The organism is Saccharopolyspora phatthalungensis (genome assembly GCF_014203395.1).
GTDB lineage: Bacteria > Actinomycetota > Actinomycetes > Mycobacteriales > Pseudonocardiaceae > Saccharopolyspora > Saccharopolyspora phatthalungensis.
The window spans coordinates 3020702-3047081 of sequence record NZ_JACHIW010000001.1 but is presented as its reverse complement, the minus strand read 5'-3'; the positions used below and the strand labels follow the sequence as shown (position 1 = coordinate 3047081).

Annotated in this window: 27 protein-coding genes and 1 pseudogene; 5 read left to right on the top strand and 23 right to left on the bottom strand. The window is 68.7% G+C overall.

Annotated elements, in window-relative coordinates:
* Positions 1 to 10 precede the first annotated feature (10 nt).
* Together ehuB and murA are read right to left on the bottom strand one after the other, a co-directional pair.
* Positions 11 to 919, bottom strand: coding sequence for an ectoine/hydroxyectoine ABC transporter substrate-binding protein EhuB (gene ehuB / locus BJ970_RS14060; RefSeq protein ID WP_184726676.1), 909 nt, complete (start codon positions 917 to 919; stop codon positions 11 to 13).
* 90 nt (positions 920 to 1009) lie between these two features.
* Positions 1010 to 2266, bottom strand: a complete 1257-nt coding sequence (gene murA, locus BJ970_RS14055; protein ID WP_184726675.1) for a UDP-N-acetylglucosamine 1-carboxyvinyltransferase — start codon at positions 2264 to 2266, stop codon at positions 1010 to 1012.
* 368 nt (positions 2267 to 2634) lie between these two features.
* On the opposite strand from murA, the gene BJ970_RS14050 reads away from it, so the two are divergent.
* Positions 2635 to 3207, top strand: coding sequence for a cob(I)yrinic acid a,c-diamide adenosyltransferase (locus tag BJ970_RS14050; protein WP_184726674.1), 573 nt, complete (start codon positions 2635 to 2637; stop codon positions 3205 to 3207).
* A gap of 244 nt (positions 3208 to 3451) precedes the next feature.
* Here the strand turns inward: BJ970_RS14050 and BJ970_RS14045 are convergent, their stop codons facing one another.
* Positions 3452 to 3619, bottom strand: coding sequence for a GNAT family N-acetyltransferase (locus BJ970_RS14045; protein ID WP_184729406.1), 168 nt, complete (start codon positions 3617 to 3619; stop codon positions 3452 to 3454).
* Here BJ970_RS14045 and BJ970_RS37805 point away from each other — a divergent pair.
* Positions 3567 to 3932, top strand: a pseudogene (locus BJ970_RS37805) (LysR family transcriptional regulator); the annotation flags it as partial. The gene BJ970_RS14045 and the pseudogene BJ970_RS37805 sit on opposite strands and share 53 nt — an antisense overlap.
* 137 nt (positions 3933 to 4069) lie before the next feature.
* Positions 4070 to 4315, top strand: coding sequence for a LysR substrate-binding domain-containing protein (locus tag BJ970_RS37800; protein WP_246470847.1), 246 nt, complete (start codon positions 4070 to 4072; stop codon positions 4313 to 4315).
* A gap of 95 nt (positions 4316 to 4410) precedes the next feature.
* Here the strand turns inward: BJ970_RS37800 and BJ970_RS14035 are convergent, their stop codons facing one another.
* The 12 genes from BJ970_RS14035 to BJ970_RS13980 form a co-directional block, all read right to left on the bottom strand.
* On the bottom strand, positions 4411 to 4848 hold the full coding sequence (locus tag BJ970_RS14035) for a DUF2550 domain-containing protein (protein ID WP_184726673.1): 438 nt from the start codon (positions 4846 to 4848) through the stop codon (positions 4411 to 4413).
* Between the two features lie 12 nt (positions 4849 to 4860).
* On the bottom strand, positions 4861 to 5226 hold the full coding sequence (locus BJ970_RS14030) for a F0F1 ATP synthase subunit epsilon (RefSeq protein WP_184726672.1): 366 nt from the start codon (positions 5224 to 5226) through the stop codon (positions 4861 to 4863).
* Between the two features lie 161 nt (positions 5227 to 5387).
* A complete protein-coding gene (atpD, locus tag BJ970_RS14025) occupies positions 5388 to 6821 on the bottom strand; it encodes a F0F1 ATP synthase subunit beta (RefSeq protein ID WP_184726671.1) in 1434 nt (477 codons plus the stop codon).
* A 1-nt stretch (position 6822) separates the two neighbouring features.
* Positions 6823 to 7749, bottom strand: coding sequence for a F0F1 ATP synthase subunit gamma (locus BJ970_RS14020; protein ID WP_184726670.1), 927 nt, complete (start codon positions 7747 to 7749; stop codon positions 6823 to 6825).
* 10 nt (positions 7750 to 7759) lie between these two features.
* Complete coding sequence (gene atpA / locus BJ970_RS14015) at positions 7760 to 9409, bottom strand: F0F1 ATP synthase subunit alpha (RefSeq protein WP_184726669.1); 1650 nt, start codon at positions 9407 to 9409, stop codon at positions 7760 to 7762.
* 55 nt (positions 9410 to 9464) lie between these two features.
* Complete coding sequence (locus BJ970_RS14010) at positions 9465 to 10295, bottom strand: F0F1 ATP synthase subunit delta (RefSeq protein WP_184726668.1); 831 nt, start codon at positions 10293 to 10295, stop codon at positions 9465 to 9467.
* A gap of 21 nt (positions 10296 to 10316) precedes the next feature.
* Positions 10317 to 10880, bottom strand: coding sequence for a F0F1 ATP synthase subunit B (locus BJ970_RS14005; RefSeq protein WP_184729089.1), 564 nt, complete (start codon positions 10878 to 10880; stop codon positions 10317 to 10319).
* 30 nt (positions 10881 to 10910) lie between these two features.
* Entirely contained in the window at positions 10911 to 11168 is a 258-nt protein-coding gene (locus BJ970_RS14000; protein ID WP_029534827.1) for an ATP synthase subunit C-like protein, read from the bottom strand.
* 58 nt (positions 11169 to 11226) lie between these two features.
* Entirely contained in the window at positions 11227 to 12006 is a 780-nt protein-coding gene (gene atpB / locus BJ970_RS13995; protein ID WP_184726667.1) for a F0F1 ATP synthase subunit A, read from the bottom strand.
* Positions 12007 to 12278: 272 nt separating this feature from the next.
* Positions 12279 to 12767, bottom strand: a complete 489-nt coding sequence (locus BJ970_RS13990) for a Cg1360 family ATP-synthase-associated protein (RefSeq protein WP_184726666.1) — start codon at positions 12765 to 12767, stop codon at positions 12279 to 12281.
* Positions 12764 to 13933 carry an MraY family glycosyltransferase gene (locus BJ970_RS13985; protein ID WP_184726665.1) on the bottom strand — a complete coding sequence of 390 codons (1170 nt, stop codon included), beginning with the start codon at positions 13931 to 13933 and terminating at the stop codon, positions 12764 to 12766. The genes BJ970_RS13990 and BJ970_RS13985 overlap by 4 nt, the downstream gene beginning before the upstream one ends.
* A gap of 145 nt (positions 13934 to 14078) precedes the next feature.
* Positions 14079 to 14729: an L-threonylcarbamoyladenylate synthase gene (locus BJ970_RS13980; protein WP_184726664.1), complete on the bottom strand. Its 651-nt coding sequence runs from the start codon at positions 14727 to 14729 to the stop codon at positions 14079 to 14081.
* Between the two features lie 197 nt (positions 14730 to 14926).
* Between BJ970_RS13980 and BJ970_RS13975 the strand changes: the two genes are divergently transcribed.
* Complete coding sequence (locus BJ970_RS13975) at positions 14927 to 15796, top strand: alpha/beta fold hydrolase (protein WP_184726663.1); 870 nt, start codon at positions 14927 to 14929, stop codon at positions 15794 to 15796.
* 116 nt (positions 15797 to 15912) lie between these two features.
* Here BJ970_RS13975 and prmC read toward each other — a convergent pair whose 3' ends face one another.
* From prmC to rpmE, 3 genes are all read right to left on the bottom strand, one after another.
* On the bottom strand, positions 15913 to 16785 hold the full coding sequence (gene prmC / locus BJ970_RS13970; protein WP_184726662.1) for a peptide chain release factor N(5)-glutamine methyltransferase: 873 nt from the start codon (positions 16783 to 16785) through the stop codon (positions 15913 to 15915).
* Positions 16786 to 16794: 9 nt separating this feature from the next.
* The gene (gene prfA, locus BJ970_RS13965) at positions 16795 to 17862 is read right to left on the bottom strand and encodes a peptide chain release factor 1 (RefSeq protein ID WP_184726661.1); all 1068 of its coding nucleotides are present in this window, start codon (positions 17860 to 17862) and stop codon (positions 16795 to 16797) included.
* Positions 17863 to 17959: 97 nt separating this feature from the next.
* Complete coding sequence (rpmE, locus tag BJ970_RS13960; protein ID WP_184726660.1) at positions 17960 to 18181, bottom strand: 50S ribosomal protein L31; 222 nt, start codon at positions 18179 to 18181, stop codon at positions 17960 to 17962.
* Positions 18182 to 18390: 209 nt separating this feature from the next.
* Between rpmE and BJ970_RS13955 the strand changes: the two genes are divergently transcribed.
* Positions 18391 to 18831 (top strand): hypothetical protein, encoded by a 441-nt coding sequence (locus BJ970_RS13955; protein WP_221467147.1) that lies wholly within the window; start codon positions 18391 to 18393, stop codon positions 18829 to 18831.
* A 158-nt stretch (positions 18832 to 18989) separates the two neighbouring features.
* Here the strand turns inward: BJ970_RS13955 and rho are convergent, their stop codons facing one another.
* The 5 genes from rho to lysA all read right to left on the bottom strand — a co-directional run bounded on the left by rho (position 18990) and on the right by lysA (position 26357).
* On the bottom strand, positions 18990 to 20849 hold the full coding sequence (gene rho / locus BJ970_RS13950) for a transcription termination factor Rho (RefSeq protein ID WP_184726659.1): 1860 nt from the start codon (positions 20847 to 20849) through the stop codon (positions 18990 to 18992).
* Between the two features lie 773 nt (positions 20850 to 21622).
* Complete coding sequence (gene thrB / locus BJ970_RS13945; protein ID WP_221467146.1) at positions 21623 to 22552, bottom strand: homoserine kinase; 930 nt, start codon at positions 22550 to 22552, stop codon at positions 21623 to 21625.
* Positions 22549 to 23613, bottom strand: coding sequence for a threonine synthase (gene thrC / locus BJ970_RS13940; protein WP_184729086.1), 1065 nt, complete (start codon positions 23611 to 23613; stop codon positions 22549 to 22551). Before thrC ends, thrB begins: the two co-directional genes overlap by 4 nt.
* 20 nt (positions 23614 to 23633) lie before the next feature.
* Positions 23634 to 24938 carry a homoserine dehydrogenase gene (locus BJ970_RS13935; RefSeq protein ID WP_184726658.1) on the bottom strand — a complete coding sequence of 435 codons (1305 nt, stop codon included), beginning with the start codon at positions 24936 to 24938 and terminating at the stop codon, positions 23634 to 23636.
* Complete coding sequence (lysA, locus tag BJ970_RS13930; RefSeq protein ID WP_184726657.1) at positions 24939 to 26357, bottom strand: diaminopimelate decarboxylase; 1419 nt, start codon at positions 26355 to 26357, stop codon at positions 24939 to 24941.
* Between the last annotated feature and the right edge of the window lie 23 nt (positions 26358 to 26380).

The following is a 26380-nucleotide window of genomic DNA, read 5'->3' as shown; positions in this document are numbered from 1 at the left end:
GCCGCCGGCATCAGCTACCGGCGCACAGCGCCTCCGTGGTCACCCCGGCCGGCGGCAGATTGTCCCGGGTGAAACCGAACGGCTCGGTGATGCGGAGCCATTCGCCGCTGTCGTGCAGCTTCTTCAACTCCGCGTTGAACGCTTCGCGCAGCGAGGTGTCCGGCGTGCGGAACACGAACGCACCCGCCTGCACCTCGGGCTTACCGTTGATCACAGGCGTGAACCCCTTGGTCACCTCGACCTGCGCGCCCGGGCTCTTCTTCACCAGGTCGTTGAGCGAGATGTTGGTCAACGCCGCGCAATAGACGCGCTTGTCGGTAACCGCTCGCAGCAGCGCGTTCTGCGTGTCGAAGACCTGCACCTGCGAGGCCGGCACCCCCAGCCGCAGGGCGTAGTCCTTCTCCACCGCCCCGCTGAGAACCGCGAGGTTGAGCTTCTTCTGCGCCACATCCTGGAACGTGGCAACCCCCTCGGGGTTGCCGGAGGGGACGAGGAACGCCGTGGCCGCAATGTAGTCCGGGATCGAGAACGCCGCGTTCTTGCAGCGCTCGGGGGTGATGAACATGCCCGCCGCGACCACGCTGAACTTGCCCGCGTTCAGCGCGGGGATCAGCTGGTTGAAGTCGACCTGCGAGGCCAGCAGGTTGCTGACACCCAGGTTCCGGAACACCGCGCGGGCAACTTCTGGCGCCTCGCCGGTGACCTTCCCGGACTGGTCGGTGAACCCGTAGGGCGCCTCACCCGCTATGCCCGCCTGGATGGTGCCGGAGCTGCGGGCCGCTTCGAGCGGATCACCGCCCGCACCGCCTCCGCCGGTGCGGGCGCAGCCGGCCAGAGCGCCGCCGCCCAGCACGAGCGCGCCCGCCGCGGCACCGGAGCCCTTCAGGAAATCCCTGCGTGTCCACCCTCTGCTCGCCATGACCATCGCCCCTTCAATGCGGGAGCAGGGTCCGTGCCCATAGTCAGGGGCGATCGTGTGATTTGCACCGCGAGAAGAGGGTGAAGTCGGTCAGTCGGTCACGCGTTCGATTTCCGCGCCGAGGCCGCGCAGGTTCTCCACGAAGTTCGGGTAGCCGCGATCGATGTGGAACACATCCCACACCTCGGTCGAACCGTCCGCGCACAGGCCGGCCAGCACCAGGCCCACCCCGGCCCGGATGTCGGTCGCCCACACCGGGGCGCTGGAGAGCCGGTTGAGGCCCCGCACCACCGCATGGTGCCCGTCGGTGCGGGCGTCGGCCCCCATCCGCACCAATTCCTCGATGAACCTGAACCTGGACTCGAACAGGTTCTCGGTGATCATCGAGGTGCCTTCGGCGACCGCCGACAACGCCAGCGCCATCGGCTGCAGGTCGGTCGGGAACCCCGGGTAGGGCAACGTCACGAAGTCCACCGCGTGCGGACGGCCGCCCATCACCACCCGGAAACTCTCCTCGCCGGTGGTCACCTCGGCGCCCGCGCTGCGCAGCTTCTCCAGCACCAGGTTCACGTGCCGCGGGTCGACCCCGCGCACCGTGATGTCACCGCGGGTCGCCGCCGCGGCGAAGGCCCAGGTCGCGCCGACGATCCGGTCCCCGATGACACGGTGCTCGACCGCCTTCAGCGAGGTCACGCCGTGCACCGTCAACGTCGAGGTACCGGAGCCCTCGATCTTGGCGCCCATCTGCTGCAGCATCACGCAGAGATCGACGATCTCCGGCTCCCGAGCCGCGTTGTCGATCACGGTGGTGCCCTCGGCGAGCACCGCTGCCATCAGGATGTTCTCCGTCGCGCCGACGCTGGGGAAATCCAGCCAGATCTGGGCGCCGCGCAGGTTCTCGGCCTCCGCCACCACCGCGCCGTGCTCGATGTGGCTGCTCGCGCCGAGCTGCCGCAGACCGTTCTGGTGCATGTCCAGCGGGCGGGAGCCGATCGCATCGCCACCAGGCAGCGTCACCACGGCGCGGCGGCACCGGGCAACCAGCGGCCCCAGCACGCACACCGACGCACGCAGCTTGCCCATCGATGGCGAGATCGCCTCGTGACTGATCGACGCGGGAGTCGTGATGTGCACGGTGCCGCCGTCGATCGACACCTCGCAGCCGAGGCTGCGCAGCACATCGGCCATCAGCGGAACGTCGAGGATCTCCGGGCAGTTGACGATCGTCGTCGTGCCCTCCGCCAGCAGTGCCGCCGCCATCAGCTTCAGCACGCTGTTCTTCGCCCCGACAACGTCGACTTCGCCGACGAGCCGCGCTCCACCGTGTACCCGGAAGTGCTCACTCACGAGCATCGAGGTTACGGCCCGGCCCTAACCGCCACCGGAGCGGGTTGCGACCACGCGAGCATGGGAACTTTCCTGTCACCCACCCCGCCCGAGCGCGAGCATGGGAACCTTCCTGTCACCCACCCCCGCCCAAGCACAAGCATGGGAACCTTCCTGCCACCCACCCCCGCCCAAGCACAAGCATGGGAACCTTCCTGCCACCCACCCCCGCCCAAGCACAAGCATGGGAACCTTCCTGCCACCCACCCCCGCCCAAGCACAAGCATGGGAACCTTCCTGCCACCCACCCCCGCCCAAGCACAAGCATGGGAACCTTCCTGTCACTACTTGCTGGTCGTGCACCGGCGAGATCCGCCTAGGCTGTCGGCATGGCAGTCCACCTCACGAAGATCTACACGCGGGCCGGTGATACGGGCACGACCCGGCTGTCGGACAACTCCAAGGTGCACAAGACCGATCCGCGGCTGATCGCCTACGCCGATGTGGACGAGACGAACTCGGTGCTCGGCGTGGCGCTGGCGACCGCGAAGCTCACGGACGACGTGGTCGAGGTGCTGCGGGCCGTGCAGAATGACCTGTTCGACGTCGGCGCGGACCTGTCCACACCGGTGGTCGAGAACCCGAAGTACCCGCCGCTGCGCGTCACCCAGGCCTACATCGACCGCCTCGAGGGCTGGTGCGACGAGTTCAACGAGCGGTTGGGGAAGCTGGACTCCTTCATCCTTCCCGGCGGCACCGTCGGCGGCGCGCTACTGCACCAAGCGCGGTGCGTGGCCAGGCGAGCCGAGCGGTCCGCATGGGCGCTGCAGGAGGCCGACGGCGAGCGCACGTCGCCGCTGCCCGCCAAGTACCTGAACCGCCTCTCGGACCTGCTCTTCATCCTCGCCAGGGTGGCGAATCCGGACGGCGACGTGCTCTGGAAGCCCGGCGGTAACGCATAACGAGCTCCACGAAGCACCTGCTCAGCCTGGCTCATCCCGGTACAGCCCGGACGACGTGTTGAGCGCGCCTCGGGCTGGCGACATCAGGTCTCCAGCACGAGGCGTCTGACGCGAGACCAGCGGCCTTCTCAGCGTCACGGCTTCATCGCCGCAGCGCGACGACTTCCTGCTGGAGTGCGTCGATCAACTTCGTAGCGTCCGCGTGGTCGTAGCCGACGTCTCGCGCGCCCCGCCAGCCCACCGGTCAACGCAGGGCTTTTTCGTACCAGTGCTTGGCGTATTGGTTGTCGTTGTAGGCGGGAATCTCGCGGTATCCGGCCGAGGCGGAGAGCGCGCGGGCTTCGTGGAGTTCGGCGGCGGTGTCCAGCCGAATCCGAGAGCAACCTTCGCGCCTGCTCGTGCTGCTGGCCATCCGGGAGCAGGGCAGCGTCACGCGCGCCGCCGAGCAGCTGCGCCGAACTCCCCCGGCGGTGTCGCAACAACTGGCTCGGCTGGAGAAGGCGGTAGGTGCCCAACTGGTCGAGCGGTACGCGCACGGCGTTCGCCTGACCCCGCTGGGCACCCGACTGGCCGAACAGGCCGAACGCATCGCCGCCGCGCTGAGCGACGCAACCGACGAAGCCGCTCGATTCCGCGACGAACACCGCAACCGGCTGCGCGTCGGCGCCTTCCCCACAGCCGGACTGGCGCTGCTGCCGGAGACGCTGGCCGCACTGCGCCACCGGCACCCGGGGGCCGCATTGTCCGTTGTGGATCTCGGCCCCGCCGAAGGCATCGACCGGATCGCCGGGCCTGCGCGCCGCGCAGCCTGCCGAACCGGCGCCAGCTGGAGGCTGCCGCTCGTGCCGAGGGCTTCACCCCGATGGTGGCCTTCGAGTTCGAGTCCTACGCCGTCGCCGAAGCGGTGGTCTCGGCCGGGGTTGCGGTGTCGTTCATCCCCCGCCTCGCCCTCGGCGACGCCCCGGGCACCGTGCACTGCCCGCTAGCGTCCGGGCTGCACCGCCGCATCCACGCCGCAGTGCCCACCAGCACCCAGCACGCCCCGCTGACTGACGTCTTCCGCCGACTGCTGCACGACATCTGCGCAGACCTCGACCGCCGGGCGTGAGCATGGGAACTTTCCTGTCATTCAAGTGACAGGAAAGTTCCCATGCTGTCAACGCATGAAAAAAGCGGGGCCCGGTAGGGACACCGCTGGTTGGTTCAGGATGCCCAGGGCACCGACCGGCCCGGGGGGGCTGATTCGAGCCAGGACAGGAAGCCCGTCAGGGCATCGGTGCTCATCGCCAGCTCCAGTTCCGGACCGGTCAGGTCGAGCACCGTCGATCCGGTCGGCATCGCGTAGGCCTCGGCCACCGACGGCTCGCGGCGCTGTGCGATCTCCACATCCCGCCGGTTGATCACCCAGTTCGGGCCCGACCGCAGACTCAACACCCGGTACCAGGCAAACTCCTCGCCACGGTAATGCGCGACACCCAGGTGCCAGCCGCGCCCCCCGCCGTCCTTGCGGACCCGCAACGCCACGTCAATGCCCCCGGCGCGCAGTTCCCGCAGCCGCCGCCACGCGAGCGCCCCAACGACCAGCGCAGCACCCAGCAGCAGCCCGAAGGCCACCGCGAGCAACAGGACCGGGGAACCCATGCGAGGCCCGGATCAGGCCGAGTGGCCGGCTGCTCGCAATCGGCTCAAGGCTCGTGCTCGGGCCTGTTCGTCTGCGCTCTTGACGTCCTCGCGGGCCTGCGCCACGTCGATCTCGTGGGCGAGCTCCGCGCTTTCCGCCAACACACTCACCCCGTCCGAGGTGACCGACAGGAAACCACCGTGCACCGCGGCGGTCACGGTCTCCTTCTCGGTGGTGGTGATGCGCACCACGCCACCCTCGATCAGCTCACCGAGCAGCGGCTCGTGCCCCGGCAGGATGCCGATCTCTCCCTCGGTGGTCTGCGCGACCACGGCGGTCGCATCCCCGGACCACAGGCGGCGCTCGACGGCGACCAGTTGGACGGACATGTTGGCCACGCGCGTCTCCTTTGTCGGGTGTGTGCCCGCAGTCTAGCCGGTGCCACCAGGGCGATCGTGACTGGCCGGGCTGGAAGTGCTTTGCCGCAACGGGGGTCGAGGTCCGCTCGGACCCCGACCCCCGTTCCCGGTCTGCCGACCCCGTCAGCGGGGTCCGCGGCTCACTTCTCCGTGAGCTTCTTGTACGCCTGCTCAAGGTCGTCGAGACCACCGATGGACAGGAACGCCTGCTCCGGGTAGTGGTCGAAGTCGCCCTTGCAGAGCTTGTCGAACGCCTCGATGGTCTCCTTCAACGGCACGAAGGAGCCCTCCTGGCCGGTGAACTGCTTGGCCACGAAGAAGTTCTGCGACAGGTAGCGCTCGATGCGCCGCGCCCGCTGCACCGTCACCTTGTCCTCTTCGGACAGTTCGTCCATACCGAGGATGGCGATGATGTCCTGCAGTTCCTTGTATTTCTGCAGGATCCGCTTGACCTCCTGCGCCACCCGGTAGTGCTCCTCGCCGACGATCGCCGGGTCGAGGATGGTGGAGCTGGACGACAGCGGGTCCACCGCCGGGTAGATGCCCTTCTGCGAGATCGGCCGGGAAAGCTCGGTCGTCGCGTCCAGGTGGGCGAAGGTCGTCGCCGGGGCGGGGTCGGTGTAGTCGTCCGCGGGGACGTAGATCGCCTGCATCGAGGTGATCGAACGACCCTGCGTCGAGGTGATCCGCTCCTGCAGCTCACCCATCTCGTCGGCCAGCGTCGGCTGGTAGCCCACCGCGGACGGCATCCGGCCCAGCAGGGTCGACACCTCCTGGCCCGCCTGGGTGAACCGGAAGATGTTGTCGATGAACAGCAGCACGTCCTGGTTCTGCACGTCGCGGAAGTACTCCGCCATCGTCAGCGCGGACAGCGCGACCCGCATACGGGTGCCCGGCGGCTCGTCCATCTGCCCGAAGACCAGCGCGGTGTCGGCGAGCACGCCGGACTCCGCCATCTCCACCCAGAGGTCGTTGCCCTCACGGGTGCGCTCACCGACACCGGCGAACACCGAGGTGCCACCGAAGTTCTTGGCGACCCGGCGGATCATCTCCTGGATGAGCACCGTCTTGCCGACACCGGCACCACCGAACAGACCGATCTTGCCACCCTGCACGTATGGGGTGAGCAGGTCGATCACCTTGATGCCGGTCTCCAGCATCTCGGTCTTGCCCTCAAGCTTGTCGAAGGCCGGCGCCTTGCGGTGGATCGTCCAGCGCTCGGCGTCCGAGCCGTAGCCCGGCTCGTCGAGGCAGTGGCCCAGGGCGTTGAACACGTGGCCCTTGACCACGTCACCGACCGGCACCGAGATGCCCGCACCCGAGTCGGTCACGGCCACGCCGCGCACCAGACCCTGGGTCGGCTGCATCGAGATCGTCCGCACGACGCTGTCACCCAGGTGCTGGGCGACCTCCAGCGTCAGCGTCTTGGCCATACCCTCCGCGGTGATGTCCGCGGTGAGCGCGTTGTAGAGGTCCGGCACCTGGTTTCGCGGAAACTCGACGTCCACGACCGGGCCGAGAACCCGGACGACGCGGCCAGTGCCCGTAGCAGTGCTAGTGGCAGTAGCAGTCATGTCACTCACTTCCTGCTGACGAGAGCGCCTCGACACCACCGACGATCTCGCTGATTTCTTGGGTGATCTGGGCCTGGCGAGCCTGGTTGGCCTCACGGCTGAGAGTGCGGATCAACTCGTCCGCATTGTCCGTCGCCGACTTCATCGCTGTCCGGCGGGCCGCGTGCTCCGACGCCGCCGCATCCAGCAAACCGGCGAACAGGCGGGTCTTGATGTACTTCGGCAGCAGAGCCCGCAGCAGGGTCTCCGCGTCCGGTTCGAACTCGAACGTCGCCCGGAGGGTCTTCGTAGGCTCTTCGGCGTACTCGACCTCCAGCGGCGCGATCCGCCTGACTGTCGGCTTCTGGGTGAGCATGGAGACGAACTCGGTGTGCACCAAGTGCAGCTCATCCACACCTAGAGTACCGTCCACCCCCCCGTCGTCGAGGTAGTCGTCGGCACCGGCCAGGAAGGCCCTGACCAGCGTCTCCCCCACCTCGGCGGCGTCGGTGTAGTTGGGCCGGTCGGTGAAACCGGTCCAGCTCGCCTCGACCTTCCGCTGCCGGAAACGGTAGTACGCCTCGCCCTTGCGGCCGATGACGTACAGCACCGGGGTCTTGCCCTGCTCCCGCAGCAGCGACTGAAGCTCCTCGGCCGCCTTGATCACGTTGGCGTTGTAACCACCGCAGAAACCCCGGTCACTGGTCACTACCAGCACCGCGGCGCGCTTCGGGTTCGAGCGCTCGGTCAGCAGCGGGTGGTCCAGCGTGCTCACGTCGGCCAGCGCGGTCAGGACGTTGGTGATCTCTTCCGCGTACGGACGGGAAGCCTCGACCCTGGCCTGCGCCTTCATGATGCGCGAGGTAGCGATCAGCTCCTGCGCCTTGGTGATCTTCCGGGTCGACTTGACCGACCGGATGCGGTTTCGCAGTTCCCGAAGTTGAGCCATGGCTATCCGGTCACTTCTTCGGGGCGGGGCGGTTGACCTTGACGGTCTCCTGGCCCAACTCGTCGGCCGCCAGTGCCTCGGCTTCCGGCTGCTCGCCCGGGGCGACGGAGGAACCGTTGGACGCGGTGAACTGGTTCTTGAAGTCCTCCACCGCCTCCACGATGAACTTGACACCGTCGTCGGAGAGCTGCTTGGTCTCGGCGATGTCCTTCAGCACCGACTCGTGGGTGCGCCGCAGGTGCCCCAGGAACTCGGACTCGAAGCGGCGGACGTCGCCGACCGGCACCGAGTCGAGGTGGCCCTGGGTGCCCAGGAACAGCGAGACGACCTCTTCCTCGACGGGCAGCGGCTCGCCCTGGCCCTGCTTGAGGATCTCCATCAGGCGGGTACCGCGCTCCAGCTGCGCTTTCGACGCGGCGTCCAGGTCGGAGGCGAACGCGGAGAACGCCTCCAGCTCGCGGAACTGCGCCAGGTCGATCTTCAGCGAGCCGGTGACCTTCCGCATCGCCTTGATCTGCGCGGAACCACCGACACGCGACACCGAGATACCGACGTCGATGGCCGGGCGCTGACCCGAGTTGAACAGGTCGGACTGCAGGAAGCACTGCCCGTCGGTGATCGAGATGACGTTGGTCGGAATGTATGCCGACACGTCGTTGGCCTTGGTCTCGATGATCGGCAGACCCGTCATCGAGCCGGCGCCCATCTCGTCGGAGAGCTTCGCGCAGCGCTCCAGCAGGCGCGAGTGCAGGTAGAAGACGTCACCCGGGTACGCCTCGCGACCCGGCGGGCGCCGCAGCAGCAGCGAGATCGCCCGGTAGGCCTCGGCCTGCTTGGTCAGGTCATCGAAGACGATCAGGACATGCTTGCCCTGGTACATCCAGTGCTGGCCGATGGCCGAACCGGCGTACGGGGCCAGCCACTTCAGACCAGGCGAGTCGGAGGCCGGCGCGGCGACGATGGTGGTGTACTCCATCGCTCCGGCCTGCTCCAGGGACCGCTTCACGCCGGCGATCGTGGAGCCCTTCTGGCCGATCGCCACGTAGACGCAGCGGACCTGCTTCTGCGGGTCGCCGCTGTCCCAGTTGCTCTTCTGGTTGATGATCGTGTCGACCGCGACCGTGGTCTTGCCGGTCTTGCGGTCGCCGATGATCAACTGGCGCTGACCGCGGCCGATCGGGGTCATCGAGTCGATGGCCTTGATGCCGGTCTGCAGGGGCTCGCTCACGCCTTGGCGCTGCACGACGGTCGCGGCCTGCAGTTCCAGCGCACGCTGGTCCTCGGCGGCGATGTCGCCGAGCCCGTCGATCGGCTCGCCCAGCGGGTTGACCACGCGGCCGAGGAAGCCGTCGCCGACCGGGACCGACAGGACCCGGCCGGTCCGCTTGACCTCCTGGCCTTCCTCGATCTTCTCGAATTCACCCAGGATGACCGCACCGATCTCCTGAGCTTCCAGGTTCATCGCGACACCGTAGATGCCGCCGGGGAACTCCAGCAGTTCCTCGGTCATGACCGAAGGCAGACCCTCGACATGGGCGATGCCGTCACCGGTATCGGTGACGACCCCGACCTCCTCGCGGCTGACCTCCGGGGAGTAGCTGGAGACGTACTTCTCGATCGCACTGCGGATCTCGTCCGACGAGATCGTCAGCTCCGCCATGTCTCGTTCCTGCCCTCGGTTCGTTCTTGGAAGGGAGTTGGTGTTCGACGCCTCGTCAGTCGGCGAGGTCGCGTCGAAGGGACTGCAGGCGTCCCGTGATGCTGCCGTCGATGACCTCGTCGCCGACCCGGATCAGCAGTCCGCCCTCGATCCCCGGATCGACCTCGAGGTGCAGGGCGATCGGCCGCGAGTAGATCCGCTGCAGGGTGCGCGACAACCGCTGCTGCTGCTCATCGCTGAGCGGAATCGCGGACCGGACGTGGGCCACCGAGCGCTCGCGGCGCTTCGCCGACAGCTCGGCCAGCTCTTCCAGCCCCTCGCTGACCCGCCGTCCGCGCGGCCGGGCCACCAGCTGGCGGATCAGCTCCAGGGTCACCGGCTCGACCTTGCCCGCGACGAGCTGGTCGACGACCGCGTGCTTGCCCGTCACGTCCCCCGTCGGGTCCGAGAGCAACCGCTCCAGGTCCACCTGGGAGCCGATGATGCGGCCCAACCGGAACAGCTCGTCTTCGACGGCGTCGAGTCGGCCGGCCCGCTCTGCCTGCACCAGCAGCGCGGTGCGGGCCAAGCGCTCCAGCCCGTCGACCAGGTCCGTCGGGGTGGACCAGCGGACCTGTACGGCCTCGACGACCACCGGCAGCGCCCGCGCTCCGAGCTTGTCCGCCAGCAGCCCGCGGGCCAGGTCCGCCCTGGACCGCGGGTCGATGGAGGCGTCGGCGAGCGCCCGCCGCAGCGTGGACTCACGGCCCAGCAGGGCGGCCACGCCGAACAGCTCGTCGGCGAGCCCGGTGATCTCCGCGGCCTGGGCCCCATCGGTGGCCTGCAGCAGCTGCAGCTCGGTGGCTGCCAGTGCCTCGCGGCTCGCGGCGTTCACGAGGGTGCTCAACTCTCAGCGCCTTTCACTCGGTTAGGCCTTGGCCGATTCGGACGACGCCGGGGCCGAGGCGGCCTCCAGTTCGTCGAGGAACCGGTCGACGGTGCCCCGCCGGCGGGCCTCGTCCTCCAGGGACTCGCCGACCACCCGGCCGGCCAGTTCGACCGCCTGGCGGCCGAGCTCGGACCGTAGTTCGGCGACGATCTGCGCCCGCTGGTGCGCCAACTGGGCCTGGCCCTGGTTGACGATCCGTTCGGACTCGGTCTGCGCCTGGGTGCGCATCTCTTCCAGGATCTGCTGGCCTTCGGCGCGGGCGTCATCGCGGATCCGGGCAGCTTCCGCGCGGGCCTCGGCCAGTTGCGACTTGTACTGCTCCAGGGTCCGCTGTGCCTCGGCCTGCGCGGCCTCGGCCTTGGCGATACCGCCCTCGATCCGCTCGCTGCGCTCCGCGTAGACCTTCTCGAAGCGCGGGATCGCGTACTTCCAGAGCACGAACAGCAGCAGCACGAACGCGACCAGTCCGACAACGATCTCCGAGGGATCCGGAACGATCGGGTTGTGCTGGCCTTCCGCCGCCAACAGCATCTGCGTCTTCACCACAACGTCTCCCAACGCGTTGAGCCGTTATCAGGCAGCGGACGCGATGAAGTAGACAACCAGACCGATCAGCGCCAGCACCTCGACCAGAACGAAGGAGATCCAGGCGATGCCCTGCAGCTGGCCCTGGGCCTCGGGCTGGCGAGCGGTGCCGTTGATGACCGCGGCCCAGATCAGGCCGACGCCGATACCCGGGCCGACAGCGCCCAGGCCGTAGCCGATCGCGGCCAGACCGGGGTTGATGCTGCCCGCGGCTTCGGCGGCCTGCGCAAGAACGATGTTGCTCACTTTCACTACCTTTCACTCGGTCCGCTTCCGCGCGGATCGGAGGTCTTGGTCTTTCTCGTCAGTGCTCGGCGGCCAGCGCCGCGCCGATGAAGTTCGCGGTCAACAGCGCGAAGATGTAGGCCTGCAGCACCTGGATCAAGGCTTCGACGAACGTCAAGGCAATGGCGAAGGCGATCGAGACGATCGAAATCGGTTTGTACACCGCACTCGCCTCAACGAGCAGGTACTCCCCGCCCAAGGTGAACACCAGCAGGATCAGGTGTCCGGCGAACATCGCGGCGAAGACTCGGACCGCAAGGGCGGCCGGCTGCGCGATGAACTTCTGCAAAAACTCGATCGGGGAGAGCAGGACGTAGATCGGCTTGGGCACCCCGGGTGGGAACATGACGTGCTTGAAGTAGCCCAGGAAGCCGTGCCGCGCGAAGCCGACCCCGTGGAAAACGACGTAGACCACGGCGGCCAACGCGATCGGGAAACCGATCCGGGACATCGTGGGGAACTGGACGATCGGGATGATGCCGAAAATGTTGTTCACGAGAATGAAGGTGAACAACGTGAAGATTAGCGGCACGAACGGACGGAAGTCCTTGGCACCGATCTGTTCCCGGGCGATCTTGTTGCGGCTGAACTCGTAGACGAACTCCGCCACGAACTGCCCCTTGCCCGGAATCAACTTCAGGTTCCGGGTGGCGATCACGAAGTAGGCGCCCACGATGATCGCCGACAGCACGACGAGGAGCATCGGCTTGGTGACTCCGCCGAAGATCGGCGGAAGGACAAAGCTATCGGCACCCGGCGGTTGGAACGTTCCGCCCTCGGCCAGCATCAGCGCGCCCAACTGGGCTCCTTCCGGTTCTCCCGGTGAACATCACTCTGCCGGGGGAATCGTCACGTTTTGCACTTAACGTACCCGATACGCGATCTGGCACGCGGAGGGGCCCTCCCCACCGCGTGGGATCGCAGGACCTCCGTGGAGTTCTTCGACCCGCGCTGTGCAGGGAAGGCTTCTGCAACGGCACGATATCAGCGGGTAAGTAGCCACCCGACATGCTGGTCCACTACCGGCCATCCGGTCCAATGGCCGAGCGCGGGAAACCTCGTCGGAACGGTTCAGTTCCCCGGCACGACGGTGGGAATCTTGGTGCGCTTGAAGGCCACTACCTCGGCGCCCGCCCACACCATCACGGTAGCGAGCATGGTGAACGCCAACGACTCCCGGTGGATCATGTCGATGCCGCCGAGCAACGTCATCACCACCAGCAGCACGATCATCTTGCCGATGTAGCCGCCGAGCGCGGCGACCATCACGAAGTGCGGGCTCATGCCGCCGGTGAACCGCATCAGCCAGATCGTCAGCAGCGACGACGCGAACGCCACGACGCCGCCGACCAGCGCACCGATCAGACCGGGCACGCCGACCAGGACGGTCGCCACGATCGCCCCGATGGCCACCGTCGCCACCCCCGGCCACACCGCGGTGCGCAGCATCGCCGCGGCGAGCTTGCGCACGATCTCGGCGTGCGGGTTCACCGGCTCTGCGTGCTCGCCAGCGCTCCCAGTGCTCTCGGCGGGGGTCGGCGTGTCGGTCGCTTCGCTCATCGGGACTCTCGATCGGCTCGGGCTCTCATACGCGGAATCACCGAGATGATAGCCGCCAGCAGCACCCCAAGGCCGACGACCCATGCCACCACAACGGCGTTGAACAGCGTCAACGACACGGCGCCGAAGGCGATGACGGCCGCCCACAGGTAGATCAGCAGCACCGCGCGGCGCTGCGAATGCCCGATCTCCAGCAGCCGGTGGTGCAGGTGCATCTTGTCGGCGTGGAACGGACTCTTGCCCGCCCGGGTGCGGCGCACCACGGCCATGATGAGGTCCAGCAGCGGCACGAACAGCACCGCCGCGACCACCAGCAGCGGTGACAGCAGGGCGATGGTGTCGGTCGGGTTCGGGCCGGTGTAGTCCATCCGGCCGGACGCGGACGTGCTGGCGGTGGCCAGCATCAGGCCGATCAGCATCGACCCGGAGTCGCCCATGAAGATCTTCGCGGGCTGAAAGTTGTGCGGCAGAAAGCCCAGACAGGCCCCGGCGATCGCGGCCGCGATCAGCGCCGGCGGGTAGGCGGTCACGTCGCCGTTCTGCCGGTCCAGCACGCCGAGGCAGAACACGAAGGTGGCGGTGGCCGAGACGAGGCCGATGCCGGAAGCCAGCCCGTCCAGCCCGTCCACGAAGTTCATCGCGTTGATCATCGCGACGACCAGCAGCACGGTCAGCAACTGGCCCTGGTTGCTGCCCAGCACCATGAGCTGCCCCACATGGCCCTCGGTGCCGCCCCACGGCACCCAGAACACGAACCACTGGACGCCGAAGAGCACCAGGATCCCGGCGGCGGTGACCTGCCCGGCCAGCTTCGTCAGCGAATCCAGTTCGAAGCGGTCGTCCAGCGCGCCGACGAGCACGATCAGCCCACCGGCGATGATCACCGCCAGGGTGTCGTTGGAGTAGGAAAAACCGCGCGACAGCGCCGGCAGGTTGGCGGCCAGGAACATCGCCGCGAGCACTCCGCCGTACATCGCGACGCCACCCATCCGCGGCATCGGCGTGACGTGCACGTCGCGCACCCGGGGGTAGGCGACCGCACCGACCCGGATCGCCAACAGCCTGACCAGTCCGGTCAGCAGGAAAGTCGCCGCGGCGGCGGTGAGCAGGACCAGCAGGTATTCACGGGCGGGAAGGCCGGCCGGGGCCCAAGGTGCGTTGTCCATACCGGCGGCTCACCCGCGCGGTGCCGAGGCCCGCGGGAATTCGATATCCAGCCCCCAGAACGGATTGATCAAGCCCGGCGCTCCTCATCGCTGTCCACGTTGCGGATCCGAGCACTAACGCTATCGGCCCGCGCCCGGACGGGTTTCACCGGTCCGCTTCGAGCTCCACGCCGAGCACCTCCGACAGGTCACCGAGGCTCACCGCGCCCTCCCGCAGCACCCGTGGCGTGCTCTGGGTGAGGTCGACGATGGTGGAGGCGACCGGTTCGCCGGACGGGCCTCCGTCGAGGTAGACCGTCACCGATTCGCCGAGCTGCTCGCGTGCCTGGGCGGCGTTGGTGGCCGGTGGCTGACCAGTACGGTTGGCGCTGGACACGGCCATCGGGCCGACCTCGCGCAGCAGGTCCAGGGCCACCGGGTGCAGCGGCATCCGCAAGTTCACCGTGCCCCGGGTATCGCCGAGATCCCAGGAAAGCGATGGTGCCTGCGGCAGCACCAGCGACAGCCCGCCGGGCCAGAACGCTTCGATCAGCGCGCGCGCCTGCTGCGGGACCGACATCACCAGCCCATCCACAGTGGACCAGGAGCCGACCAGCACGGGCACCGGCATGTCCGGGCCGCGCCCCTTGGCCGCCAGCAGAGCGTGGACCGCGTTCGAGTCGAAGGCGTCCGCGCCGATGCCGTAAACCGTGTCGGTGGGCAGCACGACGAGCCCACCCGCGCGAACCGCGTTGGCCGCGGCGGCCAGGCCCGCCTCGCGGCTGTCCGGAATGGTGCAGTCATAAACGGTGCTCACACCCCGAATCCTGGCACGCCCGGGGCCGGCGCCGTCCGAGTGGTGCGGTCGCTGGTGGTCCTGGAATATTCGTCACGAGTAACGCCCGAGCGCTCGACCGAGATCCGTTGAATGTGTTCGCATCGGGCAACGTCGGCGCCGCTCGCACGTCTGCCGGAAGCGGGCACGAGTCCCGGACGAACAGGAGGAGAGAGAGCATGACCGCCCCACCGCAGGGTGTCGAGGTCGACCAGATCGAGTTCCCGGCTGGCAAGATCCGCTTCTACCGCGCGGGTTCCAGCGGCCCGGCGATCGTCTTGCTGCACGGTGGCGGCCCGGACAACGCGCTGCTGAGCTGGCGCCGCACGATCGGGGTGCTGGCGGCCGACCATCGGGTGTTCGCACCGGATCTTCCCGGCCAGGGCGGCAGCATGCCGTGGCGCGGCAGCGCGAACCAGCGCACCTTCGAAGAGATGCTGCGCTGGCTGCTGGACGCTTGGCGGGTGCCTGAGGTGATCTTGGTCGGGTTGTCGATGGGCGGCAGCATCGCGGCCGGTTTCACGCTGCGCCATCCGCAACGCGTGCGCGGACTCGTGCTTGTGGACAGCACGGGCCTGCAACACAAGGTGCCGCACCACTTCTTGACCTACGCGCTGCTGCGGTCCCGGTTCGCCGGTCCGCTTGCGGCGAAGTTGTTGCGCCTCAACCGTTCCCTCGCGCGGCAGATGCTCACCCGGGGTTTCTTTACCGGTGGGCAGCCCGTGCCGGACCTGGAGTCCATTGTCGACGAGATCGTCTCCGAAGCCGGCGCGCGGGGCTCGGTGTTCGCCGACTGGCACGCCGACGCCATCGACCGGCGGGCGATGCGCATCAACCACCTGCCGCACCTGGGCCGGATCCAGTGCCCCGTCATGGTGATCCACGGCGAGCGGGACGCGATCGTGCCGGTCTCGGCCGCCCGCGACGCCGCCGGCGCGATCCCGGGCTCGTCGCTGCGGGTGATCTCCGAAACCGGCCACTGGCCGAACCGGGAGAAGCCCAACGAGTTCAATGCCCTGCTGCGGGAGTTCGTCAACACCAACAACTGATCCCGGGCCCGGTGGGCGAAGCATGGGAACCTTCCTGTCACCCCACCACCACGAGCAAGCACGCCAGGCGGTGGGCGAAGCATGGGAACCTTCCTGTCACCCCACCACCACTGCCGTCACCGTGAGCAGGCGCGGCGGGCGGTGGCGAAGCGGGGGCGACCTGCGAGGTCGGTGTGCTCCTGGACGTCGTCGAGTACACGGCGGGCACGCAGAAGGGCGGGCACCGAACCGCCGTGGGTGTCGTCGTGCTCGATGGCCACCCCGCCGCCCGGGCGAAGCAGCCGAGCCGCGCAGCCGACGACGCGGCGGACCACGTCGAGACCGTCATGGCCGCCGAACACGGCCTCGTGCGGGTCGTGGTTGCGGACCTCCGGCGGCACCGGGGTGCCCTCCGGCACGTACGGCGGGTTGCAGAGGACCAGGTCGACCAGGCCCTCCAGCTCCATGAACAGCGTCGGATCGGTGACGTCCCCCGCGTAAAGCCGGATCGGGGTGTCACCGGCCTGCGCCTGCCGGTCGGCGTTCCGGCGGGCCCAGGCGAGCGCGGCCGGATCCTTCTCGACCGCATGCACATTGGCGTCCGGGCGGGCGTTAGCCATCGCCAAGGCAAGCGCCCCGGACCCTGTGCAGAGGTCCACCACGGTCGGCCGGTCCACGCCTTCCAGCGTCGCCAAGCCCCACGCGAGCAGCAGCTCTGTCTCCGGGCGAGGCACGAACACTCCCGGCCCGACACTCAGCGTGACGTTTCCTAGCGCCGCAGTGCCGGTGAGATGCTGCAACGGCACGCGCGCAGCGCGCCGACGCACTAGGTCGTGCAGCGCCTGGACGACCGGCGGATCGACCAGCGGCACCATCATCAGCTTGGTGCGTTCGACCCCGAGCAGATGCGCGGCGAGCAACTCGGCATCGGTGCGGGGGCTTGCCACACCCGCTGCGGAGAGCATGCGTTCCGCCTCGAGAATGGCCAGGCGCAAGGGCTGTCGACTCACGTCGTCAGCTTAAAGTGCCAGTCGCTCTTTCCGGTCAGCGGCGAGCAGCGCGGCCAGCACCGCGTCGAGGTCGCCGTCGAGGACCTGGTCCAGGTTGTAGGCCTTGTAGTTGACCCGATGATCGGAAATTCGGTTCTCCGGGAAGTTGTAGGTGCGGATCCGCTCGGAACGGTCCACTGTGCGCACTTGGCTACGCCGCGCCTCCGAAGCCTCCCGCTCGGCCTCCTCCTCGGCGACGGCCTGCAAACGCGCCTTGAGCACCTGGATGGCGCGCTGCTTGTTCTGCAGCTGCGACTTCTCGTTCTGGCAGGACACCACGATTCCGGTCGGCAGGTGGGTGACCCGCACCGCCGAGTCGGTGGTGTTCACGCTCTGCCCGCCCGGCCCGGAAGACCGGTACACGTCGATGCGCAGATCTTTCTCATCGACCTCGACCTCGATCTCCTCCGGCTCGGGGTAGACCAGCACGCCGGCGGCCGAGGTGTGCACCCGGCCCTGCGACTCCGTGACCGGCACCCGCTGCACGCGGTGCACGCCGCCTTCGAACTTCAGCCGCGACCAGACCCCGTCGGGGCTGGTGTCGCCGCTCTTGGCCTTGATCGCAACCGTGGCGTCCTTGTAGCCGCCGAGATCGGATTCGGTCTTGTCCAGCACCTCGGCCCGCCAGCCTTGGCGCTCCGCGAACCGCAGGTACATGCGCAGCAGGTCGCCGGCGAACAGCGCGGACTCTTCGCCGCCCTCGCCGGACTTGACCTCCAGCAGCACGTCGGATCCGTCATGCGGGTCGCGGGGCAGCAGCAGTTCGGTGAGCTTCGCCTCCAGCGGCGAGATCGACTCGGCTAGCCGGTCGGCCTCCTCGGCGAAGGCGGCGTCCTCGGCGGCGAATTCGCGGGCGGTGTCGAGATCGGATCGGGCCTGGTCCAGTTCCCGCGCGGTGCGTACGATCGGCGTCAGTTCGGCGTAGCGGCGGCCAAGCTTGCGGGCGTTCGCCTGGTCGGCGTGCACGCCGGGATCAGCCAGTCGCTGCTCCAGTTCCGCGTACTCGGCGAGCAACCCTTCGAGCTTCGATGTCTCCACTGGCGACCCTCTTCACTTGCTGCGGACGTTCGGACACCAAACGCAACAACGGCGCCCGTCCCGCGCTGCTCGCGTGGAACGGGCGCCGTCGGCGCAGCTACTTACGCGTCTTGTCGCGCTTGCCGTAGCGGGCCTCGAAGCGGGCCACGCGGCCACCGGTGTCCAGGATCTTCTGCTTACCCGTGTAGAACGGGTGGCACTTGGAACAGACCTCAGCGGTGATCTGGCCGGTGGTGCGGGTGCTGCGGGTGGTGAAGCTGTTGCCGCAACCGCAGGTCACCTGCGTCACCACGTACTCGGGGTGAATGCCAACCTTCAACGGCTTGTCCTCTCTACTTGGCCGCCGGGTCCACGCGGTGACTGCCGCGCGGTGAACCGGTGCCGGATCAACCCTGCATTCTGCCAGACCAGGGCTCGTGACCTGCAACGCAGGGGGTCGGTCCGGTATTCCGGAGGGGCCGTTCGTCGCGCCCGCGCAACCGCCTAACGCAGCAAACGCACCGTCTGCCGAGCCGCCGGGAACCGAGGATGCACGCGCGGCGATACACCGTTCATCCTCAACGCGTGCTGCTGTGTTCGATCCTGGGAAAGCTCACGGTGCGGTCGTGGATTTCCCTCCCCCTGCTCTTCCTCGGCAGCTCCGTCGGCATCGCTGCTCTCCTCGACCAGTTGCTCGTGCGGAGCCCTCACCCCGATCGGGACGTGGATCTCTCGGCCCCGCTGCTGTTCGGGTTCGCCGCCGGGCTGGCCCTGCTCAGCGCCGGTCACGTCCGCTGGAGCTTCCGCTGGCAACGCATCCTGCGGTTCAGCTACCCGCTGCTGATGGTGGCCTGCGCCCTGGCCGTGGACGGACTGCAGCTACCCGTCTTCGCGGCCCTCACCGTCGGCCCGGTCGCCGTCGCGCTGCTGACCGTGCTGCTGGTCCGCGCCTACCACGACCGCGACGCCCCGGAGTGCTGCCAGGCCTGACCCACCCTCCCCCGGTGTGAGCATGGGAACTTTCCTGTCACCAAAATGACAGGAAGGTTCCCATGCTCACGTCACGCCCCTGGAAAAGCGGCAGGGCCCGCACCGGGGTCGGTGCGGGCCCTGCCGTCGGGTGGGACTGAGCTGCCGGTCGGAACCGGTCAGTCGTCGTCCTTGCCCGGGGTGGTCTTGGCGACCTGCATCAGGAACTCGATGTTGGTACGCGACTTGCGCAGCCGGTCCTGCAGGAGCTCCAGCGCCTGCTGCGCGTCGAGCGCGGCGAGCACCCGGCGCAGCTTGTGGGTGACGGCCAGCTCGTCGGGCGAGAGCAGGATCTCGTCCTTCCGGGTGCTGGAGGAGTCCACGTCGACCGCCGGGAACAGCCGCTTGTCCGCGAGCTTGCGGTCCAGCTTCAGCTCCGCGTTACCGGTGCCCTTGAACTCCTCGAAGATGACCGTGTCCATCGTGGAACCGGTCTCCACCAGCGCCGTGGCGAAGATGGTCAGCGAGCCGCCGTTCTCGATGTTGCGGGCCGCGCCGAGGAACCGCTTCGGCGGGTACAGCGCGGTCGAGTCCACACCACCGGACAGAATTCGCCCGGACGCCGGGGCCGCCAGGTTGTAGGCGCGACCCAGCCGGGTGATCGAGTCCAGCAGGACGACCACGTCGTGGCCCATCTCGACGAGCCGCTTGGCCCGCTCGATGGACAGCTCCGCGACCGTGGTGTGGTCCGACGGCGGCCGGTCGAAGGTGGAGGCGATGACCTCACCCTTGACCGAGCGCTGCATGTCGGTGACCTCTTCCGGACGCTCGTCGGCGAGGACGACCATCAGGTGGCATTCCGGGTTGTTCGTGGTGATCGCGTTGGCGATCGCCTGCAGCACCATCGTCTTGCCGGCCTTCGGCGGCGAGACGATCAGCGCGCGCTGGCCCTTGCCGACGGGCATCACCAGGTCGATGATCCGGCCGGTCAGGTTGTGCGGCTCGGTCTCGAGGCGCAGTCGCTCGTTCGGGTAGAGCGGGGTCAGCTTGTGGAACTCGGGGCGGCTCTTCGCCGCGTCCGGGTCCAGGCCGTTGATGGAGTCCACCCGCACCAGCGGGTTGAACTTCTGCCGCTGCTGCTCGCCCTCCCGCGGCTGCCGGATGACGCCCTTGATCGCGTCGCCGCGACGCAGGCCGTACTTGCGGACCAGCGACAGCGACACGTAGACGTCGTTCGGGCCGGCCAGGTAGCCGGAGGTGCGCACGAAGGCGTAGTTCTCCAGCACGTCCAGGATTCCGGCCACCGGCAGCAGTACGTCGTCCTCGCGGACCTCCGGCTCGCCGCCCTCGCCGCGGCCGCGGTTGCGGCGGCGATCGCGGAACCGGCGGCCACGACCCCGACGACCGCCCTCGTCGTCATCGTCCTGGCGGTTGTCCCGGTCCTGCCGATTCTCCCGGTTGTCCCGCTCCGGGCGGTTGTCCCGCTCCTGCCGGTTGTCCCGCTCCTGCCGGTTGTCGCGGTTGTCCGGCTTGCGCTCGGTACCGCGCTGCTCCTCGGCACCACTCGATTCGGTGCCCGCGCCAGCACGCCCGGACGAACGACGCCTGCGGTTGCCGCGCCGGGTTTCGTCCTCACCGCCGGCCTCGGCGGCCTGCGGCCGACGGGTGCGACCGCGGGTGGGGGCCCCGTTGGAGCTGAGCTCGGCGGCGGTCTCGCGCGGGGCGCCCTCGGCCTCGTCCAGCGCCGGCTGGTGGGCCTTGGCGGCCGATGCTTCCTCGGCGCGGGCCGGGCTCTTCCTGGCCGTGCGGGTACGCGGCGCCGTGGTGCCTCCCTGCTTCTCCTTGATGGCCGCGATCAGGTCGCCCTTGCGCAGACCACCAGTCTCGATCCCCAGTTCCCCCGCGAGTTGGCGCAGTTCGGCAAGAACCATGCCGGAGAGCCCACCGCGTCGCCGCGGGGTGCCGTTGGCCTCGGATTCCTGCTGGCCAGCCGAAGAGGCGTTCCTCGCCTCGCTGCTCAACAGTTCGGTGTTGCTCACGAATGTCCTTCCTGACCGGACCGCGCCTCCTACGCGGCCCAGCGGATTGCCCGCCCGCTCTGGAGTGCGGGCGGCCGGTGTGTGCTACCAGCCCTTTTGCCGGTCGGATCAGCTCCGCGCACGCGGCGCGACCGATTTCGGCGATGGCTCGGGGAACCAGCAGCACCGGGCGGTGGGAGGTACCCGGCTCGCGTGTCCCGTGTGCGACGCATCTACTCCGATCCACACGTGCCGATGCACGCCCTGCTGCCGCCTCATTCCAGGAATCCCCGACTCAACTTGCGCCCCGGCGGTGAACCGGGGAGCTCCGGGTCCTCGAGCCGGTGCCATGGTCACCTTGAGGGCCACACCGTGGAACTTAAGGCCCCCACCCCGACATCGGCAACGGATGTGCACCGCCGATCGCCCCGAAGCGAACTCAATTGAGTTGACAACTCCTGCCTCGGTCACCGCGATCGCCGAACCTCCCTAAGTTGATCTTCACCCGTGGCGGGTGGAGTCAATTCACGGCGGGAGATGCGCCCCGGAAAACGATGTTCCGGACACGGCACCGGCGCCCTGGGCGCGGTGACTGATTGACCTTGAGGGTAGACGCCCCATAGTTCGGGTGCAACAACCCCCTGGGCGTGTGGGACGCCCGGTTAGATCACGCCGTCGGCAACTCCCCGGCGAAAGCCGCTGGTCCCCGACGACACTTCCTTTGTACCACCCCGGCGCAAGGCGCCGGTTCCGGGGCCGTGAACAGGGCCTTCCGGCCCGGATTCACGGCCCCGTCAGTCCTGCGGCTCGACCCGCACACCGTCCTGATCGACTGGAAGAAGCAGCGCGTCGAAGCCGTTCGGCGCAATTTCGGCCGGAAGCGCCCCGCCGGGCGGGAACGCCAGTACTGTCGGGCCCGCACCGGACACTGCAGCGGCGATGCCGGCCGCGCGCAACTGGCGGACCAGCGCGATAGTCTCCGGCCAAGCCGACTCACGGTAGTCCTGGTGCAGCCGGTCGTCGGTGGCGGCCAGCAGCAACGTTGGATCACTGGTGATGGCATGCACCGCCAGCGCCGCGCGGCTGGCCGCGAACGCGGCATCGGCATGCGGAACCCGTTCGGGGAGCAGGCCGCGGGTGGTGTGCGTCGACGACTCGGCTTGGGGGACAAGGACGATTGGTGACACGTCTGGATGCGGTTGCATCCGGACCGCATGGAAGCGCCCGGATTCCTGCCAAGCGACGACAAATCCGCCGAACAGGCTCGCCGCCGCGTTGTCCGCATGCCCTTCGCGGACCGCCGCCAACTGCAACGCGCGTTCGGCGATTTCCTTGTCCCGCAAGTCGAACCCGGCGAGCCCGAAGGCGGCGGCGACCCCGGCGACGATGGCCGCCGCCGAGGAGCCCAGCCCGCGGGACTGCGGAATCGCGTTCTGGCAGTGCAACCGCAGCGCCGGGGCCGGAAAACCCAGTTCGGCCAACGCCTTGTGGATGACTCGCACCACCAGGTGACGCCCGTCGGTGGGCAACGCGTCGGCGCCCTGCCCCTCGACCGCCACGCTCGCCGAACCCGCCACACCGTCGACGACCCGCACGGAAACCGTGTCGTACAAGGACAACGCCATGCCGAGCGTGTCGAACCCGGAGCCGAGGTTCGCGGTGGAGGCGGGCACTGTCACCCGGACAGCCGAAACCGGCAGCCCGGTCACACCCCGTCCGGTCATGCCAGTTCCAGTGCGGTGGCGACCGCCCCGGGGTCCACCGGCAACGGCTCGACCTCGACCATGCCGGACAGCGCGGTGTCCGGGTCCTTCAGGCCGTGGCCGGTCACCGTGCACACCACGACCGAGCCCGGCGGGATCCGGCCGTCGGCGGCGGTGGCCAGCAGTCCGGCGACGCTGGACGCCGAGGCAGGCTCGACGAAGACGCCTTCCCGCGCGGCCAGCGTCCGGTACGCGGCGAGGATCTGCTCGTCGGTCACCGCTTCGAACAGGCCGCCGGACTCGTCCTTGGCGCGCACCGCGCCCGCCCACGACGCCGGGCTGCCGACCCGGATGGCGGTCGCGATGGTCTCCGGCCGCGCGACGGGCTGACCGTGCACCAGTGGCGCGGCACCGGATGCCTGGAAGCCGAACATGCGCGGTGTCTGCTCCACGACGCCGTCCCGGGCGTACTCGGTGTAGCCCTTCCAGTACGCGGTGATGTTTCCCGCGTTGCCGACCGGCAGGCAGTGCACGTCGGGTGCCCGGCCGAGCACGTCGCAGATCTCGAACGAGGCGGTCTTCTGCCCCTCCAGCCGGACCGGGTTGACCGAGTTGACCAGGGTCACCGGGTGTTCGGCAGCGGTCTTGCGGGCCAGTTCCAGGCAGTCGTCGAAGTTGCCCTGAACCTGAAGGATCTTCGCGCCGTGCACCACGGCCTGGGCGAGCTTGCCGAGCGCGATCTTGCCCTGCGGCACCAGCACCGCCGAGGTCAGCCCGGCGCGTGCGGCGTAGGCCGCGGCCGAGGCGGAGGTGTTGCCGGTGGAGGCGCAGATGACCGCCTTGCTGCCCTCCGCCAACGCGTGCGTGATGGCCACGGTCATGCCGCGGTCCTTGAACGAGCCGGTGGGGTTGGCGCCCTCCACCTTCAGGTAGACGGTGCTTCCGGTGAGCTCGGAGAGGTGGTGGGCGGGCACCAGCGGGGTGTTGCCCTCCTGCAGGGTCACGATGCGCGCCCCCTCCGGTACCGCGACCCGGTCCCGGTAGGCCTCGATCAGGCCGGGCCATCCGGCGCCGATCCGCACCGGCACACCCTGGATGTTCGTCACGACGATTCACCTTCCACGCGCATCACGCTGACCACCTCGCGCACCACCGGTAGCTGCGCGATCTTGTCCACTGTGGACCTTAATGCCGCGTCGGAGGCGGTGTGGGTGACCACCACGAGGCTGGCCTCCGCGCCCCGACCCTGCTGACGCACCACCGAAATGCTCACATCGTTCTCGTTGAACGTGGCCGCGACCTGCGACAGCACGCCCGGTTTGTCGGCCACGTCGAGGCTGATGTGGTAACGAGTCGGGGTCTTGCCCATCGGGCGCATCGGCAACTGCGCGTGCGCCGACTCGCGGGGTCCCTTGCCCGCCACGACCAGGTTACGAGCCACCGCGACGAGGTCGCCGAGGACCGCGCTGGCGGTCGGCGCACCCCCGGCACCCCGCCCGTAGAACATCAGCTGCCCGGCCGCCTCGGCCTCCACGAACACCGCGTTGAAAGCGTCGCCGACGCCGGCCAGCGGGTGGCTGCGCGGGATCATCGCAGGGTGCACGCGGGCGGACACCGACTCGGTGCCGTCCTCGTCGACCACCCGCTCGCAGATCGCCAGCAGCTTCACCGTGCGGTCCAGGGTGCGCGCGGCGGCGATGTCGCCGGGCGTCACCGCGGAGATGCCCTCCCGGTGCACGTCGCTGGCGGTGACGCGGGTGTGGAAGGCCAGCGAGGCCAGGATGGCTGCCTTCGCGGCGGCGTCGAAGCCGTCCACGTCGGCGGTCGGGTCGGCCTCGGCGTAGCCGAGCCGCCCGGCCTCGTCCAGCGTCTCGGAGTAGCCGGCGCCGGTGGAATCCATCGCGGACAGGATGTAGTTCGTGGTGCCGTTGACGATGCCCATGACCCGGTTGATCCGGTCTCCGGCCAGCGACTCCCGCAATGGGCGCAGCAGCGGGATCGCCCCCGCCACGGCCGCCTCGAAGTAGATGTCGGCGCCGGCGGCATCGGCCGCCGCGTACAGCTCGGAACCGTGCTCGGCCAGCAGCGCCTTGTTCGCGGTCACCACCGACTTGCCAGACTTCAGCGCGGTCAGCAGCAGCGAGCGGGCCGGTTCGATACCGCCGATCAGCTCCACGATGACGTCGACATTGCCCTCCACCAACGCGTGCGCGTCGGTGGTGAGCAGGTGTTCGGGCACCTCGGGGTGCTTATGCGGGCGGCGCACCGCCACCCCGGTCACCAGCATCGGCGCGCCGGTGCGCGCGGCGAATTCCTCCGGTTGGTCCTGCAACAGTCGCAGCACCTCGGTACCGACGGTGCCGCACCCCAACAGCGCGACCCTGATCGGTTCACGGTCCTGGATCACTCACACCTCCAGCCGGAGCAGATCATCCTCGGTCTCCCTGCGCAGCAGCAACCGCGCCTGACCATTGCGAACCGCCACCACGGGCGGCTTGGGCAGGCGGTTGTAGTTGCTGGCCATCACGTAGCAGTACGCGCCGGTGGCGGCCACCGCGAGCAGGTCTCCCGGTGCAATGTCCTCCGGGAGCCAGCAATCCCGCACCACTACGTCACCGGATTCACAGTGTTTGCCCACTATGCGGGACAGCACGGCGGGCGCTTCGGCGCCGCGGGAGACCAGCCGGCAGTCGTAGACGGCGTCGTAGAGCGAGGTGCGAATGTTGTCGCTCATGCCGCCGTCCACGCTGACGTACCTGCGCTCCACGTCGCTGCCCAGCGCCACGTCCTTGACGGTGCCGACCTCGTAGACGGTCACCATGCCCGGACCGACGATCGCGCGGCCGGGTTCGACGGCGATCTTGGGCACCGGGATGCCCGCGTTCTCCGCCTCCTTGCCGACGATCTCGTGCAGCCGGACGGCCAGCTGCGAAGGCGGCAGCGGGTCGTCCTCGGCGGTGTATGCAATGCCCAGCCCACCACCGAGGTCCACAGTGGACACACTGGCCAGCGCGTCGGCGCCGTGCTCCTCGCGCAGCTCGGCCAGCAGCCGGACCACCCGGTGCGCGGCGAGCTCGAAGCCGTCCACGTCGAAGATCTGCGAGCCGATATGGCTGTGCAGGCCGACCAGCACCAGCGAATCGGCCTTGAGCACCCGGTGCACCGCCTCGGCGGCCTGCCCGTTCGCCAACGAGAAACCGAACTTCTGGTCCTCGTGCGCGGTCGCGATGAACTCGTGGGTGTGCGCTTCCACGCCGACGGTGATGCGCACCAGCACCTGCTGCCAGATGCCGCGTTCGGTGGCGATGTGGTCGAGCCGGGCGATCTCGTGGAAGGAATCGAGCACTACGGAGCCGACCCCGGCCTCAACCGCGGCGGTCAGCTCGGCGACGGACTTGTTGTTGCCGTGAAAGGTGATCCGCTCCGGCGGGAAGCCGGCCCGCAACGCCACGGCGAGCTCGCCGCCGCTGCAGACGTCCAGGCTCAGGCCCTCTTCGGCGACCCACTTGGCGATTTCGGTGCACAGGAACGCCTTCGAGGCGTAGTGCACCGCGGCCGGGTCGCCGAAGGCTTCGGCATAGTCGCGGCAGCGCGACCGGAAGTCGTCCTCGTCGAGGACGAACAGCGGCGTGTCGAACTGCTCGACGATCTCTCGGACGTCGATCCCGGCGAACCGGACGACGCCGTCGGAGCCGCGCTCACTGTTGCGTGGCCACACATGCGAGTGCAACAGGTCGAGCTCTTCGGTGGTGGCCGGAACGAGTCCTGCGGTGTTGCCGGGCGGCACGACATCGGCGTGCCGCGGCCCGGCGGGATGGGCGCGCATCTACAACTCCTTCGCGCAGCCTG